Genomic DNA, 16,600 nt, shown 5'->3' on the forward strand with positions numbered 1-16,600 from the left:
GAGCTACCCGCTCCGCCGATTTTCAAAGCCCCACCGACCTGTGTTCGTCCTGGATTTGCTCCTTCATCAGGCAGTTTTCCGCTGTCAGGGGCGGCTCATTGGCCAGGAGTTTGTGCTGGTAATCCGGAATCTCGAAGTCTTCCACGTCCAATCGCTTGAGCCACTGATCGGCGGACCAGCCCACCAGGCGATATTCGCCATCGTGGGAACCGCCATGTAGCGAGCCGACAGTCTCGTAGCGAATCCCTTTGAGCAGATGGTTCAGCAGCACATAGGGTACGGGCTTGGGGTCTTCGGCATCGCCAGCGAGATAGGGATAGGCGCCTGATTGGGTGATCACGCCGCCGCCGTAGCCGTAGAGGGCGAAGTGGCTGGGAGGCAATGGGCTACGAAGAGCGTCCAGGCCGCCAGCCAGATTGAGGCGTTCCTGATCGAGCAGGGTCAGCCAGCTGACAGTTTTGATTCTGGTGAATTTGAACTGGGGTCGATTAGCCAGCAATGCAGCAGTGCCTACATCAAGACCTAACATGCGATCAGCCATGAAGGCTTCGGTTGGCTCGTTATCATCCCGTTTGTTAACAGAAAGATTGAAGGCATAGCCGGCATATCCTTGTTCTGGCTTTAGCCGTCGAGAAAACTCGAAGAACAACTGCAGAAAGCTCAGTGGGTGTTGCTCTTGGTACAAAAGAGGAACGGAAAACTCTAATACACTAAGGCTGTTCCCCATGTTAGCTTGCCACGCACGTTTGCCATAAATGCTGAATAGCCATGCGCCGGCGTCTTGGGGCTGCTTTCCACTGGTGTACTCGAAACTCAATAAATCGTTTCCAGTCATGAGAGCCATCATTTCGCATAGCGAACTGGTTTGGAGATAAGGCTCCAATGGTTTTCCTTGGCGTGCTTCCTCACGCCACAACCAATTCAGATGTTGCTCTCCAATACGCCGAAACTCATCGAAGCATTGACATAAAGCTTCGCGTACGGGCTGGGTATGAGCATTTCTGAAGTAAAAGGTGCCTCGCAGACAAAGTACGGCGCCGACGTAGTCTTCTCGTCCACCTTTCATCAGCAGGTTGCCGGGCATTTCTACCAGATGAGGTTGTTTAGTTAACTCTGCAGCTAGATCAAAGGGATGTTCCACGAAGTCTTCCTCGGCGTTCAGTAGGCTGGAGCTATCTGCGGAATGCGGCCTCTGCCACGGGTAATGATGAGCATTAGTGCTCCTGCCGCCGCAGCGGCCCAACCAAGTTCCTTGGTGGAGACCCTAGTTTCCTGCTCAAGCTGATTGCAATCACATTCAGTGGATTTCAGTACAACGACTTTTTGCTCATCCCCAGTAATTTCTGCATAAGCATCCTTCTGTCCTTTATCTGCTGGGTCAGGCGGAAACTTCATTTCCACGACCTGCTTGATATTGTCCTGTGTCGGCGGCTTGCTGGGGTCCTTGACAATGACCACATCGGGGCGGCGGATCATGCCAGTGTTAGCTTCGAATGGCGGATGCTCCGAGTCCTCATCCCAATACTTTCTGATCCACCCCGGAATCCATCCATGGGGGCTGCTGCCGGTCTGACTGTCCAGTATGGGCTGGGGTGGGTTCTTGGTCATGTCGTAGCTGACTTCGGATTTGTAGGGGCTGCGCTTTTGAAGGACTTCATCCAGCTCCCCTAGGCGCTGGGCCACGCAGGCCTGTTTGAGGTTCCTGCCGTCCTGGCTGATGTTGGGGGTGGCGCTGCAATAGCAGACGGCGGAGCAGAGCACCTTCTTGTCCTGCGAGTCGAGCTCGGGTTGGCCGGTTCGGATGGGAGTTTTCACCCCGCCCGACTCCAGGTCGCCCTGACCGAGGCTTGGCTGATCGCTCATGCGTCATCTCCATAAACGAGGTCGATGTAGAAGGGCCGCGGGGTGTCGCGATCGACCCAGGCTGTCTGGCCCTCCGCGTCGGTGGTTTCGATGGCGCTCCAGCCGTCGTCGGTCCACACCTTGACCTTGCGCCCGGCAATGGGCTTGCCGGTTTTCTGGTCGATAAGCTGGAAGCGTCCGGAGTACGGGCCCTGTGGGCGCGCCGCGGCACTGGCGGCAATGAGGGCGTCGGCGGCCTGATGAGCGGCGGCGTACTGCGCCTGGATCTGCGCCTGGGTGGTGGTGTACTGGGTGGCGGAGCCGTACACGACGTGGTTCGGGCAACTGCAGGCCACCCGATCACCCGTGGCGACGTAGGGCTGGGCTTCAAACCAGTCATCGGCGGTGCCGATGATGGGGAAGGGGCCATTGCATTTGCCGCACCAGGCCAGGTCGCCCTTTTGGGCAATGGGCTTGTTGCCTTCCAGCCAGGTGCTGGTGGCGGAAATGATCTTGCCGTAGGTCGTCTGGTCGCCCAGACAGGCAAGTGCTCTCATCGTGTGTTCCTCGAGCTGGTTCATAACCTTGGTCTGCGACATGCGCGTGGCAGGACGTGCCACCACCGGAAACGCGGTGTGGCTGCCTTTTGGGCATGCCAGGAGGCTGGAAGCTATCAGTGGAGGATTCGCGTGGGAGCGCAGGAGTGGGGTAGGGGAAGGTTCAGTCCTGCATTGCGGCAAAGGCTACCGAGCAGAGGGGAAATGGTGAGACTCAAAGTCGGAACCGGGCGACTTGCATGGCTTTCAGGGGAGTGTGCTCAACTCCCCGTGCCCCTGCCTGCCGGAGCGAACTTGCTCGCGAAGAGTTTGATGCCGGATAGGGCTGGTTGCCCATCAGGCACGAGAGCAGCTTCTGGCGGAGCTACCTGCTCCGCTGTTTCCGATCCTTCAGACCGGCGCCGCGGTGCGGGTCAGCTGTTCCAGCAGCTCCAGGTCAGTACTCATGCCCGAGGTCTCGCGGATGCGCGCGAGGATCTGCTTCTTCAAGGCGATGAATTCAGTCGACATCTTCATGTCCTGATTCCGCTCGGCGGGCAGCGGCACCTCGTAGACGCTGTCGATGCGGCCGGGGCGCGGGGCCATCAGCACCACGCGGCCGCCGAGGTAGATCGCCTCGTCGACGTCGTGGGTGACGAACAGGATGGTGCTGTTCTCCAGCCGGTGCACGTGGCGGATCAGGTCGTGCATGACCTCGCGGGTCTGTGCATCCAGCGCGCCGAAGGGCTCGTCCATCAGCAGGATCTGCGGCTTGGGCATCAGCGCGCGGGCAATCGCCACGCGCTGCTGCATGCCGCCGGAAAGCTGGCTGGGATAGGCCTGGGCGAAGGCCGACAGGCCCATCAGATTGAGCAGCGCATCGGCGCGGCCGCTGGCTACCTCCACGTCGGCGTCGCCGCGCACGGTGTCGGACACCACCTTGAGCCGGCGGCAGAACTTGATGTTGTCCATCACCTTCAACCAGGGGTAGAGGCTGTAGTGCTGGAAGACCATGGCGCGGTCGATGCCGGGGCCGTCCACAGCGCGGCCGTCGACGAGGATTTCCCCGCCGCTGTGGCGCTCCAGCCCGCCGATGCTACGCAGCAGGGTGGACTTGCCGCAGCCCGAGGCGCCGACGAAGGTGACGAACTCGTTGGCGCGGATATCCAGGTTGATGTCCTGCAGTGCCTGCACCTGGCGGCCCTGGCTGCTGAAGACCTTGTCGACGTGGCGGATGGCGATCTTGCTCTGGCTCATGGGCTTACCTTTTCATCCAGGGGAAGGCTGCCCGGCCGAGCCAGCGGAACGCCTGGTCGGTGAGCAGGCCGATGACGCCGATCAGCAGGATGCCGGCGAAGATCTTGTCGGTCTGCATGTAGCGCTGCGCCTTGAGGATGGCGTAGCCGAGGCCCGAGTTGGCGGCCACCAGCTCGGCCACCACCAGGTAGGTCCAGGCCCAGCCACAGGTGATGCGCAGGGTGTCCAGCAGCGCCGGGCGCGCCGAGGGCAGTACCACCAGCTTGATGATTTCCGCGCGGTTGGCGCCCATGGTCTGTGCCGCCTCGATCTGCGCCATGGGCACTCGGCGCACGTCCTCGGCGACCATCAGCACCATCTGGAAGAAGGTGCCGATGAAGATTATCAGCACCTTGGAGCCTTCGTCGATGCCGACCCAGAGCATCACCAGCGGGATGAACGCCACCGCCGGCATGTAGCGGATGAAGTCGGTCAGCGGTTCGAGGAACGCTTGCACCGGGCGATAGGTGCCGATGTACAGGCCGATGGGAAGCGCGATCACTGCCGAGGCGAGGAAGCCGCCCATGACCCGGTAGACGCTGATGGCGATATCGCCGACCAGGCCTTCGTCGCTCCACCAGTGGCCCAGGCGTGCGAGCACGGCGTCGGGGCTGGGGAAGAACATCGGGTTGGTCAGCCCCAGGGCGCCGCAGGCCCACCAGAGCACCACGGGCAGCAGCAGACCTGCGCTGGCCAATGCCCAGAAGGCGCCGCGCGGCAGGTCGCCGCGAATCACCCACCAGCGCTGGCGGGCGGGTTGCGCCACTGGTCGCGGCAGGGGTTGGTGGGCGGTCATGGCGTCACCTCCTCGGGGAACAGGGGTAGCTCGCAGGGTTGCCAGCCACCGGCCGGTGGCATGGCGCCGAGGCCGTTCAGCCAGTTGGCATCGCCCAGCAGTTCGGGGTGGTCCGGATCGGCTGTGGCGGGCAGCAGGTCGGCGCCGATGCGGGCGGGCAGGGTGGACAGCTCGATCTTCCAGGGCGTTTCACCGCCGTGGTGGCGCCCGAACGACAGCTCGAAATCCAGCAACTCCGGATGGTCGCTGTCCAGCAGGGCGGCCAGTGAGTCGGCCATCGGCAATGCCTGGCGACGCCCGGCGGCGAACAGGAAACAGTCGCCGGCCAGCAGCAGGCAGCCCTGGCGGCCATCGGCGGCGCTTAACCACACGCCGCGATTGCGCCCGATGGATTCCGGCGAGCGCTCCCAGACTTCGTGGTAACTGCCATCCAGGCCGTCTTCCAGCACTTTCTCGCTGTTTACGAAGTGCATGCGGCCGATGTCCTCGCCGCCATTGGGCGGCTGGAAGTCGATTGCCCGGTGCCATTGGCAAATGTCGCCGGTGATCTCGGTGATGCCGGCGAATCCCGCCTGGGCGGCCAGTTCGCCGGGAGTCTGTGGCGCCGGCAGGGGAATGCGCAGGTCGGCGAACAGGCGCCCGGTCTGCAGCCAGTAGACGCGGGTGCTGGTGTCGTGGGTGCCGCCGGTGGTGGTCAGCAGGGTGCGTTGCCAGACGCCGAGGTAAGCGGGTGGCACAGCGGGAATGTTATTCAGGCGGGACATGCGGATTCCTCCCATTCGGCGAGTACGGCCTGGCTGCCTTGCACGCGACCGAACAGGCCGCCTTCCACCTCGACCATCGCCAGGGCGGCGGCATGCAGTTCGGCGCTGGGCGAGCCGCAGGCATCGCTCACCAGAGTACAGGCATAGCCGAGTTCCACCGCCGCGCGCAGGGTGGAAGAAACGCACACTTCGGTGGTCACCCCGCATAGCACCAGGTGGCTGATGCCGCGGCTGCGCAGCAGCAGGTCCAGGTCGGTGTAGGCGAAGGCGCTGTAGCCGGGCTTATCCACCACCGGTTCGCCGGGCAGCGGGCGCAGTTCGTCGATCAGGTCGTGGCCGTACTCGCCGCGCACCAGCAGGCGGCCCAGCGGGCCCTGGTGGCCGATCGGCGCACCGGCGAATTCGGCACGGTGGCGCTTGCTGGCGTGCAGGTCGCTGAGGTCGGCGCGATGGCCTTCGCGGGTATGCACCACGAGCAGGCCAAGGCTGCGGGCGCTGTCCAGCAGCCGGGAGATGGCCGGAATCGGCGCGCGCAGGCGGTCGATGTCCAGCCCGGCCTGGTTGGCGTAGCCGCCGGGGGCGCAGAAGTCGCGCTGCATGTCGATGACGATCAGCGCAGTGCTCACAGGCGGAACTCCCTGCGCACGGCCTGGGCGATGCCGCCGACGATGTCGCGGGCCATGCGCAGGCCCTTGTCGGCGCTGGAGCCGCGCGCCGAGGAGAGCACGCCAGACGGCGGCACCCACTCGGTGCGGCTGGGGTACATGTCGTAGGGCGGGAAGTCGGCGGGGCCGTCGTCAGGGATCAGGTCCAGGCGCACCAGGTTGGGCAGGTAGTGCAGCATCAGCGAGGTTTCGATCACCGCCGCGTGCTCCAGGGCGAAGCCGGGGAAGCCGTCGGGGAAAACCTCGCTGAGCGTGGACTCGCTGCAGAAGTCCCAATGCTCCAGGCGCATCACTTCAAGAGGGCTGCTGGTGCCCAGTTCGCGCAGGGCGAGCTGGATGCCTTCGGTGACGAACCACTGGTTTTCGTAATGGCCGTCCACCAGTACCAGGCGGGTCACGCCGTGGCGGGCGAACTCGCGCACGGCGTCGCGCACCAGCGCAATCAGCGTCTGCCCGTCGAGGCTGGTGGTGCCGCAGAAATGCTGGCCGCCGCCGCACTTGGGCTGCGACTTGTAGCCATAGGAGAGCGCGGGCGCGACCAGCCCGTCGACCTGCCGGGCGACGTCCTCGCACAGCGCGCTGGCCAGCAGCGCGTCGGTACCCAGCGGCAGGTGCGGGCCGTGCTGCTCGGTGGCGCCGCAGGGCAGGAAGACCACGGGGGATTGCTCGCGCACCCGGCGCGCGTACTCGACCCAGCTGAGCTGGTCCATCCGGACAGTCATGATTCGGCCTCGCAGAGAGTGGGGGAAGGTTCGGGTGAAGGGCGCGCGGCGATCAGTGCCGCGGCCAGTACCAGCGAGCCGCCGAGCCATTCGCGCAGATCCAGCTCGCGCTCGCCGATCCAGGCGGCAGTGAGCACCGCCACCAGCAGTTCGATCACCACCAGCACCGCAGCGCGGCTCGCCTCGACATGGCTGAAGCCGTATTGCGCCGCGCCCATGGCGGCCAGCCAGAACAGGCCGAAGCCCGCCAGTTGCAGCCACTGGTGTGCATTGACGGCCGGTAGAGGTGTGCTCTGCAGCCAGCAGAACAGGCCGCCCAGCACGGCGCTGCCGATGAAGCCGACTACCGCCTTGCTGGTCAGCGGCACCTGCTCGGCGGCGCGGGTGGCGAGGTTGTTCAGGGCGAAGGCAAAGCCGGCGGAGAGCGCCAGCCAGTCGCTGGCGCCCAGCGGGCGGAAGGTCTCGCGGCTGACGCCCAGGGTCAGCGCGATGCCGCCCATGGCCAGCATTAGCGCGCCGAGGCGTGGCGGGGTGAGGCGTTCGCCGAACAGCACGCGGCCGCCGATCAGGCCCCACACCGGCGCCAGGTAGAACAGCAGCATTGCCCGCACCACATCGCCCTCGGACAACGCGCCTACCAGCCCGGCGGTGGCCCAGCCACCGAACACGCCGATCGCCAGCAGCGCGCCACGCTGCGGCCACCACTGGCGGCGCTGGCGCAGTACCAGCGGAACGGCGACGAGGCTGAGCAGCCCGTAGGTGCAGAGCACCACCGGCATGCCGGACAGGCCCTGGCCGGCGAAGTGCGCCAGGGGTATCCAGCCCAGGCCCCAGAGGCTGGCGCCGAGCAGCAGGACGACTTCCGCGCGCATCACGCGCCCATCCAGGCGCCGCCATTGGCGCCGAGTATCTGTCCGTGGAAGAAACTGGCCTCGGGCGAGACGAGGAACAGCACGGCCGCTGCGATTTCCTCGGGCTTGCCCAGGCGCCCGGCGGGAATCGCCGTTTCGCGGGCGATCATCGCTTCGCTCATGTGTTCTACCGAAACCATCGGCGTGTCCACCGGCCCTGGCGCCACGCCGTTGATGCGGATGTGCGGGGCGAACTCGCGGGCCAGCGCCTTGGTCAGGCCGATCACCCCGGCCTTGGCCGCGCAATAGGCGGCGTAACGCTCGCGGCCGAGCTGGCCAAGTTCCGAGGCGATATTGACCACACAGCCATCCCCGCGCGCCTGCATGTGCGCCAGGGCGTGGCGGCAGCAGCGATAGACCGCCGTGAGGTCGACACCGAGCAGCGCGGCCCAGTCGTCCTCGCTGGTATCCAGAAAGGGTTTTTCCAGGATGATCCCGGCGTTGTTCACCAGGATGTGCAGGTCGCCCTCGGCAAGCACGCGGGCGAACAGGTCCTCGACCTGCTGCGGCGCGGAAACGTCTGCCTGAGCCGCGTAGGCCCTTCCGCCCGAGGCGGCGATGCGTGCCACCAGCGCGGTGGCGGCTTCGGGTTGATCGAGGTGGTTGATCCATACCGTCGCACCGGCTCCCGCCAGCGCCAGGGCGGTGGCGCGGCCGATACCCTGGGTGGCGCCGGTGACCAGTGCGGTCTGTCCTTCGAGCGGTTTCATCAGTGCATGACCTCGCCATGGCTGACCGACAGCGCCTGACCGGTAAGGGCTGTGGCCAGCGTGCTGCCGAGGAACAGGAAGGTGCCGGCCAGGTCAGCCGGCGTCAGCAGTTCGGGCACCGCCTGGGCGGCGAGTATCTGCGCCAGTTCCTCGGTTTCGCTGCGCCCATTGGCGGCAGCCATCACCGCGAGCGAGCGCATGGCCGCCTCGGTGGCGATCCAGCCGGGGCACACGGCGTTGACGCGGATACGCCGTGGCCCGAGCTCCCACGCCAGCGAGCGGGTCAGGCCGATCACCGCGTGCTTGCTGGCGACATAGGCGGAAAAGCCCGGCACGCCCTTCAGGCCCCAGATCGAGGCCTGGTTGATCACGCTGCTGCCCGCCTTGAGGCTCGGTAGCAGGGCGCGGGTCAGGCGCAGCATCGAGGCGACGTTGTTGTCCAGCAGCGCCTGCCAGCGGCTGTCCGCTTCGCCATCCGGGTCGTCCAGCGGCGTGGCGTACTCGACGCCGGCGTTGTTGATCAACACGTCCAGCGGTGCGCCTTCGCGGAGTGCGACAAATCCGGCGATGGCGGCGCTGTTGCCCAGGTCCAGGGCGTGGCTGCGCACATCGCTCAGCGCTGCCAGCTCATCGACAACTGCCGCCAGGGCTGCGGCGTTGCGATCCAGCAGTTCCAGTGTCGCGCCCTGTTCGGCAAATGCCCGCGCCAGGCCCTTGCCGATGCCGCTTCCGGCACCGGTGATGAGCACGCGTTTGTCCCGGTAGTCGATCATGCTCAGACCGCCGTCAGGAAGGAGACGCCCACGGCGCCGTAGAAGCCGTCGGCGCGGTCCTTGCCTTCGGGCGCCACCTCGCCGTAATGGTCGTCGACCACGCGGCGCAAGCGGTGCCGATGGAAGCCCTTGAACAGCAGGTGCATCGGCAGAACCTGGGCGTAGCCGTCGCCATACAGATCGCGGTGCAGTTTGCGCAGGCGGTACCAGGGCGCCACGGGCTTCTCGTGGTGGGCGTTGTGGTAGGCGAAGTTGAGCAGCAGCAGGTCGAGCACCGGCCAGCGCACCGAGACCACGTTGGAGTAGGTGTTCATCTGCTCGTAGGTGCGGTCGCGGGACTTGTCGTCGGGGATCTTGCCGCCGTCCTCCAGTACCGCGAAGGCGTCGTAGGTGTGCTGGTAGGCGTCGGTGAAGCGCAGCACGATGATCATCAGCGTCCAGGCGACGAAGTACAGCACCAGCGCCTTGAACGACACCGCTGCAACCAGGCCGAACAGCGCGCCGCGCACCAGCAGGGTCAGCGCCACACGACGGCGGTTGGCGCGGTGGCGCGGGTTGTCGGTGATGAAGGGCAGCAGGATCACGTAGTAATGCATGATCAGCTCCACCGCCGGCACGTAGGCCCATTCCGCGGCCAGTACCAGGCGGCGCGCCCAGCGCGGGCAGCGGGCGAGGAAGGCCTTGGTGTCGAAGGTGATCACGTCGGCGCGGTCGACGTGGTGGCGCATGTGCTTGCGGCGCAGGTCCTGGAACCCGGCGTAGCAACTGCCACAGAGCCAGCTGCAGGCCTCGCCGGCCCAGGTGTTGTGCGCCGGTTTGGCGAAGATGGTGCCGTGGGCGAATTCGTGGATCAGGTAGGCCGCGACGATCATCGCGTGGCCCAGCAACAGGGTGCCGGCGGCGTTGAGCAGCCAGCTATCGGCGAACAGCAGGGCGAAGCCGGCGGCATAGCCGCCAAAGGCATAGGCCAGTGCCAGGCTGTTGGGCAGTCGGCCATCGGCGTAGCGGTACAGGGACGCGGACATGGATACCTCCGTGAGCGCTCCCGCCGTCCCGGCGAGAGCGTCGGGTGGGTGCCTTACTGGGCGAGGGCCTGGACGAATTGCGCGTCGAAGGTCTGGGCGAGGTCGGGGATCGCCGGGATCTGGCTGTTGTCCTTGAGCAGTTGGGCGATCACCGCGCCACTGCCGAAGAAGGAGCTGGTGGCGTCGGACTTCTCGAAGTTCTTGCCCATCTCCGCCAGCGGGATGTTGTAGACCCCGGCCATCTGCTCCTTGGCCTCGGCGGCGCTGACGCCCAGCACCTTGCCGATGATTTCGGCGGATTCGTCCGGGTGCGCCTTCATGTAGGCGAGGCCGTCGGCGTAGCCCTGGATCATCGCGCTGATCGCTTTCTGGCGTTTGCCGATCACCGCCTGGTTGAACACCAGCACGTCGGTGATCAGGCCCGGTGCGTCCTTGGACGAATAGACGACGTGGAACTTGTCGCCGGGCATGCCGAGGATCTGCGAGACATTGGGTTCGTAGGTCACGCCCACCGGCAGGCTGCCCGAGGCCATGGCGCCGGGGATGCCTTCAGGCGTCATGTTCACCGGGCTGACGTCCTTGTCGCTCAGGCCGTGGCTCTTGAGCGCGTAGGCGAGCAGGAAGTCGGATGGCGACAGCGGGTTGAAGCCGATCTTCTTGCCCTTGAAGTCGGCGACCGATTTGATCGACTTGTCCGCGACGATGGCGTCGCCGCCGTTGGAGAAGTCGATGGGCATCACCACGCGATACGGCTGGCCCTTGGCGACGCCGCCGACCACCTGGTCGTAGGTGAGCATGCCGCCATCCAGTGCGCCGCCGGTCATGGCGGTGGGGATCAGGGCGGGATCGTTGAAGAACTGCAGCTCCACCTTGAGGCCGTGGGGTTTGTAGAGGTCGAGCTTGTCGGCGACGTAGAAGGGCGCGTAACCGGCCCAGACGACGGTGCCGATCTTGAGCTTCTCGGCGGCTTGCAGAGTCAGCGGCACGACCCCGGCGGCAGCAACCAGACAGGCACCGAGCAGGGTCTTGCGCAGGGAACGCAGGGAAAGCGGCATGGTCATGGCATTGCTCCTAACGGTTGGAAATCGGCACGGGATGACATCACGTCTCCCGGGCTTTTCTCCCGCCGTGTAGCCCTGTCCCTAGGGCCGGAAAACTCTCGGACCAGACATCCCCTCACGGAGACCGGAACCCTAGTTCGCCTGTGGTGCAACTCCAGTGTGTGCCTTGCTGCGTTCGCTCACCCGGTGGCTACCTTGCCGTGGGCGATGCATCCCGTTGCAGGGGACAGAGCAATTGAAATGCCAGTTTTCGTGAAGCGGAAAAACCACTGGGGATTTCAATTGCTTAGCTGAAATCCCCAGTGGCAGGCAGGTGCCAGCCCTGATCGCGCTGGCACCAAGTCGATGCGCCTTGCCTTCTATTGAGGCATCAGGCGGTGCGCATGGTGGCGCGGCGCAGCGAGGCGGCCGCGGTGGCGACGAACAGGCCGGCGGCCAGCGCCAGTGCCACTGGCACGCCTTGTGGGCCGAGGTCCATCAGGCTGCCGCTGAGCAGGGGACCAAGCAGGCTGCCGACGCCCCAGAGCATGCCGGCGGCGGCGTTGGCGGTAACCAGGTCGCGGCCTCGGAAGCGCTGGCCAATTAGCACCAGTGCCAAGGTGTAGACGCCACCGGCTACCGCGCCGAGCACCATCAGCGCCGGCCATAGCAGCGACGGCTGGCCGATCAGCCAAGGCAGGGCGAGGCCGATCAGCATGGCCGCCACGCCGCACAGCAGGTGCAGGCTTGAGCGATCGAGGCGGTCGGAGAGCCAGCCCAGCGGCATCTGGAAGAGCATGTCGCCCAGCAGGATCACCGTCGCCATGAAGGCGGCAATGCCCACCGCGTAGCCGTGGCTGGAGGCATACACCGGGAAGAGCGACAGCACCACGCTGTCGAAGAAGGAGAAGAACAGCACGCCCATGCACAGCGCCGGCGCCACCCGCAGGAAGCCGGCGAGGGAGAAACTGCGCGGCTCCTCGACGTGCTCGTGGATACCGTCCTCGGGCATGGCGAGCGCCACGGTTGCCAATGCAATCAGGTGCCCGGCGCTGACCAGCAGCACGACCCAGGGCGTCTGCGCGCCGAGCAGCGCCACCAGGGTCGGGCCGAGCAGCTGGAAGGCGGTGAAGCTGGTGGCGTACAGCGCCACGATGGTGCCGCGGTTGTGCTCGCCGCACAGTTCGTTGACCCAGGCCTCGCCGAGGATGATCGCGATGCCCATGCCGACCCCCAGCGCCAGGCGCGCGGCGGCCAGCAGCCACAGGGAATGGCTGCTGAATTCGATGGCGACGGTGCTGGCGGTGCACAGCACGAAGCACAGCAGATAAAGACGGCGCCGGCTCATCAGCTGGCAGGCGCGGTCGACCAGGGTGGCGGCGAGGATCATGCCGGCGGCGGGTACGGCGGAGAGAATGCCGATCTGCAGGGCGCTGGCACCGTTATCCAGCAGACGCAGCGCCACCAGCGGCAGGGTGGCACCCAGGCTCAGGCCGACGATGGAAACGGCGAACAGAAGCACCGCCAGCAGGGGCTTGTTGAGGGTAGTCGGGGTATTCATGGAAACCTTCTCTTGCCCGGGCGCTCAAGCGACGGGCGTGCCAATGCAAACGAGCCCGCCGGGATTCACCGGTGGGCGGAGTCAAAAGGCGGAATGACCGGCGCGAGGGCGCGCGGAATCCGGCTCAGTGGCCGGTAGGCGGGGAGAAGGTGAAGGCGAAGAGGACGCTGCGACGAAGGTTAAGCACGGCATCGACCTTGCGCACGCGCGGAGGCTCCCGCAGGAGGGCGAGCGACGAATCGGCGAAGCGGCAGAACGGGGTCATGATGCGGGTGCAGCGTAGGATGTAGGAAAGCGCGCACTCTAGAGCGTGCGGGTCAGAGCGTCAATCTCGGCCCGCCGCGCGGTCGGCGCAACATGCGCATCGTCACCAGGGAACCTTTGCGTAGGATGGTGTGGAGCGCAGCGATACCCATCAAGGCCGTGTGCCGGCAACATGGGTATCGCTGCGCTGCACCCATCCTGCAAGGGTGCAGCCGTGATCAGCGGCCGTAAACCGGGCTGCCTGCCGACGCCTCCTGCGGCCGGCTCAGCACATCGCGCCCCGGCAGGAAGGTGCCGAACACGCGCTCCTTGCCCAACGCTTCGGGGAAGCCGCTTTCACGCCGATACGCCACGCGGCCATTGATCAGGGTGGCGTCCACCGCATCGTCGTTGCGCTTCACCAGCCGCGTCAGCCCGATGACTTCCATCGGTGCCTCGCAGACGTCATCCAGCTCGTCGGTCAGCCCGGCCGGGTTGACCACCACCAGGTCGGCACGGTCGCCAACGCGGATATAGCCGGCGTCGATCCCGGCGAAGTCCGCCAGCTCGCCAGTCAGGCGATGCACCGCGCGGCCGGTATCCATGAAGCTCTGCCCGGCCAGTTCGGCGTCGCGCACGTACTTGAGCATGCGCAGCGGGAAGTTGTACTGCGCATGGGAGGCCAGGTGCGCACCGGAGTCGGCGAAGCCTGGCTGGGTCCAGGGGCTGGACAGCAGCTTGCCAATGATCTCGGGGCGGTGGTTGCCGTAGCAGGTGGTCCATTTGAGTTCGTTGCGGTATTGGCCGGCCAGCTCGAAGAAGGCGTCCACCGGGTCCAGACCGCGCTCGCGGCCGATGTCCTCGAAGTTGCGCCCGACCATCGATGCGTCCGGGCACTCGCGCACCCAGCAGTCGGACAGGTTGCGGTGCCACAGGCCGAGGCTGAGGGTGGCCTTGATGTCCTTCTTGAAGCGTTCACGGAAGGCCGGGTCCTGGATACGCGTGTAGAGCTCTTCCGGGTCCTTGATGTCGCGCAGCACTTCGCCGGCGCCAAACTCCTCGAAGCCGTTCATGTTCAGCCCCTCGATGCGCACCACGAAGGGCGCCGGCAGGGTCTGCCAGCGGTAGCGGCCGCGCAGCAGGCGGTTGGCGACCCAGCCGGAGGCACGGGTGATGCGATGCATGAAGGGCTGGGACTTGAGGTCCAGCGCGGTGAGCATCGAGCACTTCAGCGGCCGGCGGAACCAGCCGTGGGCTTGGTAAAGGAAGGCGAATACGTTGATTTTGGTGACCGCGTTGGGCGCGCCCTGCATCAGCGCGTTGCGCCGGCGCAGCACGGCGAACAGGCGGGAGAATTCCTTCCAGCTGGCGAAGGTGGAGGGCAGCGGGCTGGACCAGGCGCGGTCGCCGTCCATCTTGTCCAGGCGCGTGGTCATCACCGACAGGCCGAAACAGCCGGCATCCAGCGCCTGCTCCAGCAGCTCTTCCATGCGTTGCAGTTCGGCTTCGGTGGGCTTGGCGCCGCTGATGGCGCGCTCAAGCCCCATGACTGTCACGCGCAGCTCGGAGTGGCCGAGGAAGGAGCAAAGGTTCGGTCCCAGCGGTTGCTGGTCGTAGAAGGCGCGATAGCCCTTGGCGTCCTTCCAGGTGCGCTTGTCGCGCAGGATCGGCAGCACCTGCTCGCGCGGCACGGCTTCGACACGGGTGAACAGGTCGGAACAGTCCTCGGCCTCGCCCAGCACCATGCTGATGGAGCAGGAACCCACGGAGACGGTGGTCACGCCGTGGCGCACCGATTCCTTCAGCGCCGGGGCGGCGATGGCCTCGGCGTCGTAGTGCGAGTGGATTTCCAGGAAGCCCGGGGTGACCCAGCGGCCGCTGGCGTCGATGACTTCCGCGCAGCCATTTTCGTCCAGCGGGCTGACGCTCAGGGTGTCGATGCGCCCATCCTTGATGCCGACGTGGCGCAGGCTGCCGGGGGCGTCGCTGCCGTCGAAGTAGAGGCCGTTCTTGATGATGATGTCGTAGCTCACAGGAGACTCCAGGGCGACAGCAGCAGGACGCCGCTGACCAGCAGCAGGCAGTGGATGGCAAGGCGGAAATGGTGTTCCTCGAAGCGGTGGTGCAGGCGCTCACCGAGCCACACGCCGAGCAGCAGCAAGGGTGCGTAGGCGAACACCTGCGGCAGCGCCGGGCGCAGGCGGCCATCGAGGAGGAAGGCCAGGGTCAGCAGGCCGTTGAGGGTGAACCAGACGCAGACCAGGGTGGCGCGCAGACGAGTTTTATCCAGCGGCCGGGTGGCCAGTGCGTAGACCAGCAAGGGCCCACCTGATGCGAACAGGCCGTGGCAGACACCGGCGGCCCCGGTCGCCAGGCGTACCACCCAGCTCGGTGTGTGGCCGCGTGCCGGCGCGCTGGCGCGCAGGCGCCACAGTTCGCGGCCGGCGAACCACAGAATCAGCACGCCCAGGCCGCGCTTGAGCGGTTGCGGGTCCAGGTGCGGCAGCAACAGGTAGCCGATCACCATGCCCACCAGCATGCCCGGCAATACGGTACGCAGTAGCAGGCGGGTATCGATCAGACGCCGGTGCCGCCAGCACAGGTAGCCGGTCATGCCGATGTTCAGCGGCACCAGGATCGGCAGCAGCGTCTCGATGGGCATCAGCAGCGCACCGAGGGACAGGGCGATCACCACACTGCCGAAGCCGGTGATGGCTTCCAGCGTGTAGGCCAGCAGGATGAAACCGCCAAGCGCGATGGCCGGAGCGTTCATGACGCGCTCACCGCGGTGCCCCGTGGTTCACGGCGCGCCCACCATTGCGCCAGGAGCAACCCGGAGAACAACTGCCAGCAGCCCCAGAACGCGGCGATCAGCAGCATGCCGCCGGCCTGCGGGAAGAAGGTGAGGATCAGCGCCATGCCCAGCGCCGAATTGTGGATGCCGCTTTCCAGGGTGACGGCGCGCACGTCGGCGTCCGGCAGTTTCCATAGCCGCGCGCAGGTGTAGCCCAGCAGCAGCGCTGTGCCATTGAGCAGCAGCACCAGCCAGAAGAACAGGTGGAAGTAGGCCATGAACTGCTGGAAGTTCTTGGCGAAGGCCATGCCGACGAAGCCGAGCATCACCAGCAGCGACAACTGTCGCATGGGCTTCTCCAGGCGCCGCGCGAGCTGTGGCTTGTGCTTGCCCAGGGCCATGCCCAGCAGCATCGGCAGGATCAGCACCAGTAGCACCACTCCGACCAGTTCCAGCGGGTCGATGTGGATCTGCGTGAGGCGGTCGCGGGTCGCCGGGTTGATGCCGGCGTACAGGGCGAAGTTCAGCGGTGTGAAGATACCCGCGCTCAACCCCGACACGGCGGTGACGCTGGCCGACACGGCGACGTTGCCCCTGGCCATCCAGGTCATGATGTTGGAGAAGGTGCCACTGGGGCAGGTGGCGACCAGGATCATCCCCAGCGCCAGTTCCGGGTCGATGGGCAGGGCGATGGTCAGCAGGCAGGTGGCGGCCGGCAGCAGCAGGAACTGCACCAGCATGCCGATCACCGGCGCCTTGGGCTGGCGCAGGATGCGGGCGAAATCATCGCGGCGCAGTTCCAGTGAGACGCCGAACATCATCAGGGCGATGATGGCATTCAGCGCGATCATCGAACTGCCGGAGAACTCGAGATGGACTTCAGGCATCGCCGCTCTCCCGCGACTGGACAGTGGGGAATGGC

Annotated in this window: 17 protein-coding genes and 1 riboswitch; all 17 genes read right to left on the minus strand. The window is 65.9% G+C overall.

Annotation, left to right across the window (positions count from 1 at the left end; genetic code table 11):
- Window positions 1-22: 22 nt before the first annotated feature.
- Window positions 23-1,141, minus strand: coding sequence for a DUF3396 domain-containing protein (locus tag A6723_RS24695; RefSeq protein WP_054907062.1), 1,119 nt, complete (start codon window positions 1,139-1,141; stop codon window positions 23-25).
- A 17-nt stretch (window positions 1,142-1,158) separates the two neighbouring features.
- The gene (locus A6723_RS24700; RefSeq protein WP_054907061.1) at window positions 1,159-1,863 is read right to left on the minus strand and encodes a VRR-NUC domain-containing protein; all 705 of its coding nucleotides are present in this window, start codon (window positions 1,861-1,863) and stop codon (window positions 1,159-1,161) included.
- Window positions 1,860-2,399, minus strand: a complete 540-nt coding sequence (locus A6723_RS32300; protein ID WP_065348209.1) for a PAAR domain-containing protein — start codon at window positions 2,397-2,399, stop codon at window positions 1,860-1,862. The genes A6723_RS24700 and A6723_RS32300 overlap by 4 nt, the downstream gene beginning before the upstream one ends.
- 390 nt (window positions 2,400-2,789) lie before the next feature.
- Window positions 2,790-3,635, minus strand: coding sequence for an ABC transporter ATP-binding protein (locus A6723_RS24710; RefSeq protein WP_054907060.1), 846 nt, complete (start codon window positions 3,633-3,635; stop codon window positions 2,790-2,792).
- Between the two features lie 4 nt (window positions 3,636-3,639).
- Window positions 3,640-4,470: an ABC transporter permease gene (locus tag A6723_RS24715; RefSeq protein WP_054907059.1), complete on the minus strand. Its 831-nt coding sequence runs from the start codon at window positions 4,468-4,470 to the stop codon at window positions 3,640-3,642.
- Window positions 4,467-5,234 carry a hypothetical protein gene (locus tag A6723_RS24720; RefSeq protein ID WP_054907058.1) on the minus strand — a complete coding sequence of 256 codons (768 nt, stop codon included), beginning with the start codon at window positions 5,232-5,234 and terminating at the stop codon, window positions 4,467-4,469. Before A6723_RS24720 ends, A6723_RS24715 begins: the two co-directional genes overlap by 4 nt.
- Window positions 5,222-5,860 carry a cysteine hydrolase family protein gene (locus tag A6723_RS24725; protein ID WP_256233618.1) on the minus strand — a complete coding sequence of 213 codons (639 nt, stop codon included), beginning with the start codon at window positions 5,858-5,860 and terminating at the stop codon, window positions 5,222-5,224. Before A6723_RS24725 ends, A6723_RS24720 begins: the two co-directional genes overlap by 13 nt.
- Window positions 5,857-6,621 (minus strand): creatininase, encoded by a 765-nt coding sequence (locus A6723_RS24730; RefSeq protein WP_054907057.1) that lies wholly within the window; start codon window positions 6,619-6,621, stop codon window positions 5,857-5,859. The genes A6723_RS24725 and A6723_RS24730 overlap by 4 nt, the downstream gene beginning before the upstream one ends.
- Window positions 6,618-7,493, minus strand: coding sequence for a DMT family transporter (locus tag A6723_RS24735; RefSeq protein WP_054907056.1), 876 nt, complete (start codon window positions 7,491-7,493; stop codon window positions 6,618-6,620). Before A6723_RS24735 ends, A6723_RS24730 begins: the two co-directional genes overlap by 4 nt.
- The gene (locus A6723_RS24740; RefSeq protein ID WP_024764740.1) at window positions 7,493-8,242 is read right to left on the minus strand and encodes an SDR family NAD(P)-dependent oxidoreductase; all 750 of its coding nucleotides are present in this window, start codon (window positions 8,240-8,242) and stop codon (window positions 7,493-7,495) included. Before A6723_RS24740 ends, A6723_RS24735 begins: the two co-directional genes overlap by 1 nt.
- Entirely contained in the window at window positions 8,242-9,015 is a 774-nt protein-coding gene (locus A6723_RS24745; protein ID WP_054907055.1) for an SDR family NAD(P)-dependent oxidoreductase, read from the minus strand. The genes A6723_RS24740 and A6723_RS24745 overlap by 1 nt, the downstream gene beginning before the upstream one ends.
- Window positions 9,016-9,017: 2 nt before the next feature.
- A complete protein-coding gene (locus tag A6723_RS24750) occupies window positions 9,018-10,040 on the minus strand; it encodes a fatty acid desaturase (protein ID WP_054907054.1) in 1,023 nt (340 codons plus the stop codon).
- A gap of 53 nt (window positions 10,041-10,093) precedes the next feature.
- A complete protein-coding gene (locus A6723_RS24755) occupies window positions 10,094-11,101 on the minus strand; it encodes an ABC transporter substrate-binding protein (protein ID WP_240964926.1) in 1,008 nt (335 codons plus the stop codon).
- A gap of 44 nt (window positions 11,102-11,145) precedes the next feature.
- Window positions 11,146-11,248, minus strand: a riboswitch (guanidine-I (ykkC/yxkD leader).
- 223 nt (window positions 11,249-11,471) lie between these two features.
- On the minus strand, window positions 11,472-12,641 hold the full coding sequence (locus tag A6723_RS24760) for an MFS transporter (RefSeq protein ID WP_054907053.1): 1,170 nt from the start codon (window positions 12,639-12,641) through the stop codon (window positions 11,472-11,474).
- A gap of 482 nt (window positions 12,642-13,123) precedes the next feature.
- A complete protein-coding gene (locus tag A6723_RS24765; protein WP_054907052.1) occupies window positions 13,124-14,917 on the minus strand; it encodes an amidohydrolase family protein in 1,794 nt (597 codons plus the stop codon).
- A complete protein-coding gene (locus tag A6723_RS24770; RefSeq protein ID WP_054907051.1) occupies window positions 14,914-15,657 on the minus strand; it encodes a sulfite exporter TauE/SafE family protein in 744 nt (247 codons plus the stop codon). Before A6723_RS24770 ends, A6723_RS24765 begins: the two co-directional genes overlap by 4 nt.
- Complete coding sequence (locus A6723_RS24775; RefSeq protein ID WP_054907050.1) at window positions 15,654-16,565, minus strand: bile acid:sodium symporter family protein; 912 nt, start codon at window positions 16,563-16,565, stop codon at window positions 15,654-15,656. The genes A6723_RS24770 and A6723_RS24775 overlap by 4 nt, the downstream gene beginning before the upstream one ends.
- Between the last annotated feature and the right edge of the window lie 35 nt (window positions 16,566-16,600).

The sequence above is a fragment of the Pseudomonas sp. AU11447 genome (assembly GCF_001672555.2).
Taxonomy (GTDB): Bacteria; Pseudomonadota; Gammaproteobacteria; order Pseudomonadales; family Pseudomonadaceae; genus Pseudomonas; species Pseudomonas nitroreducens.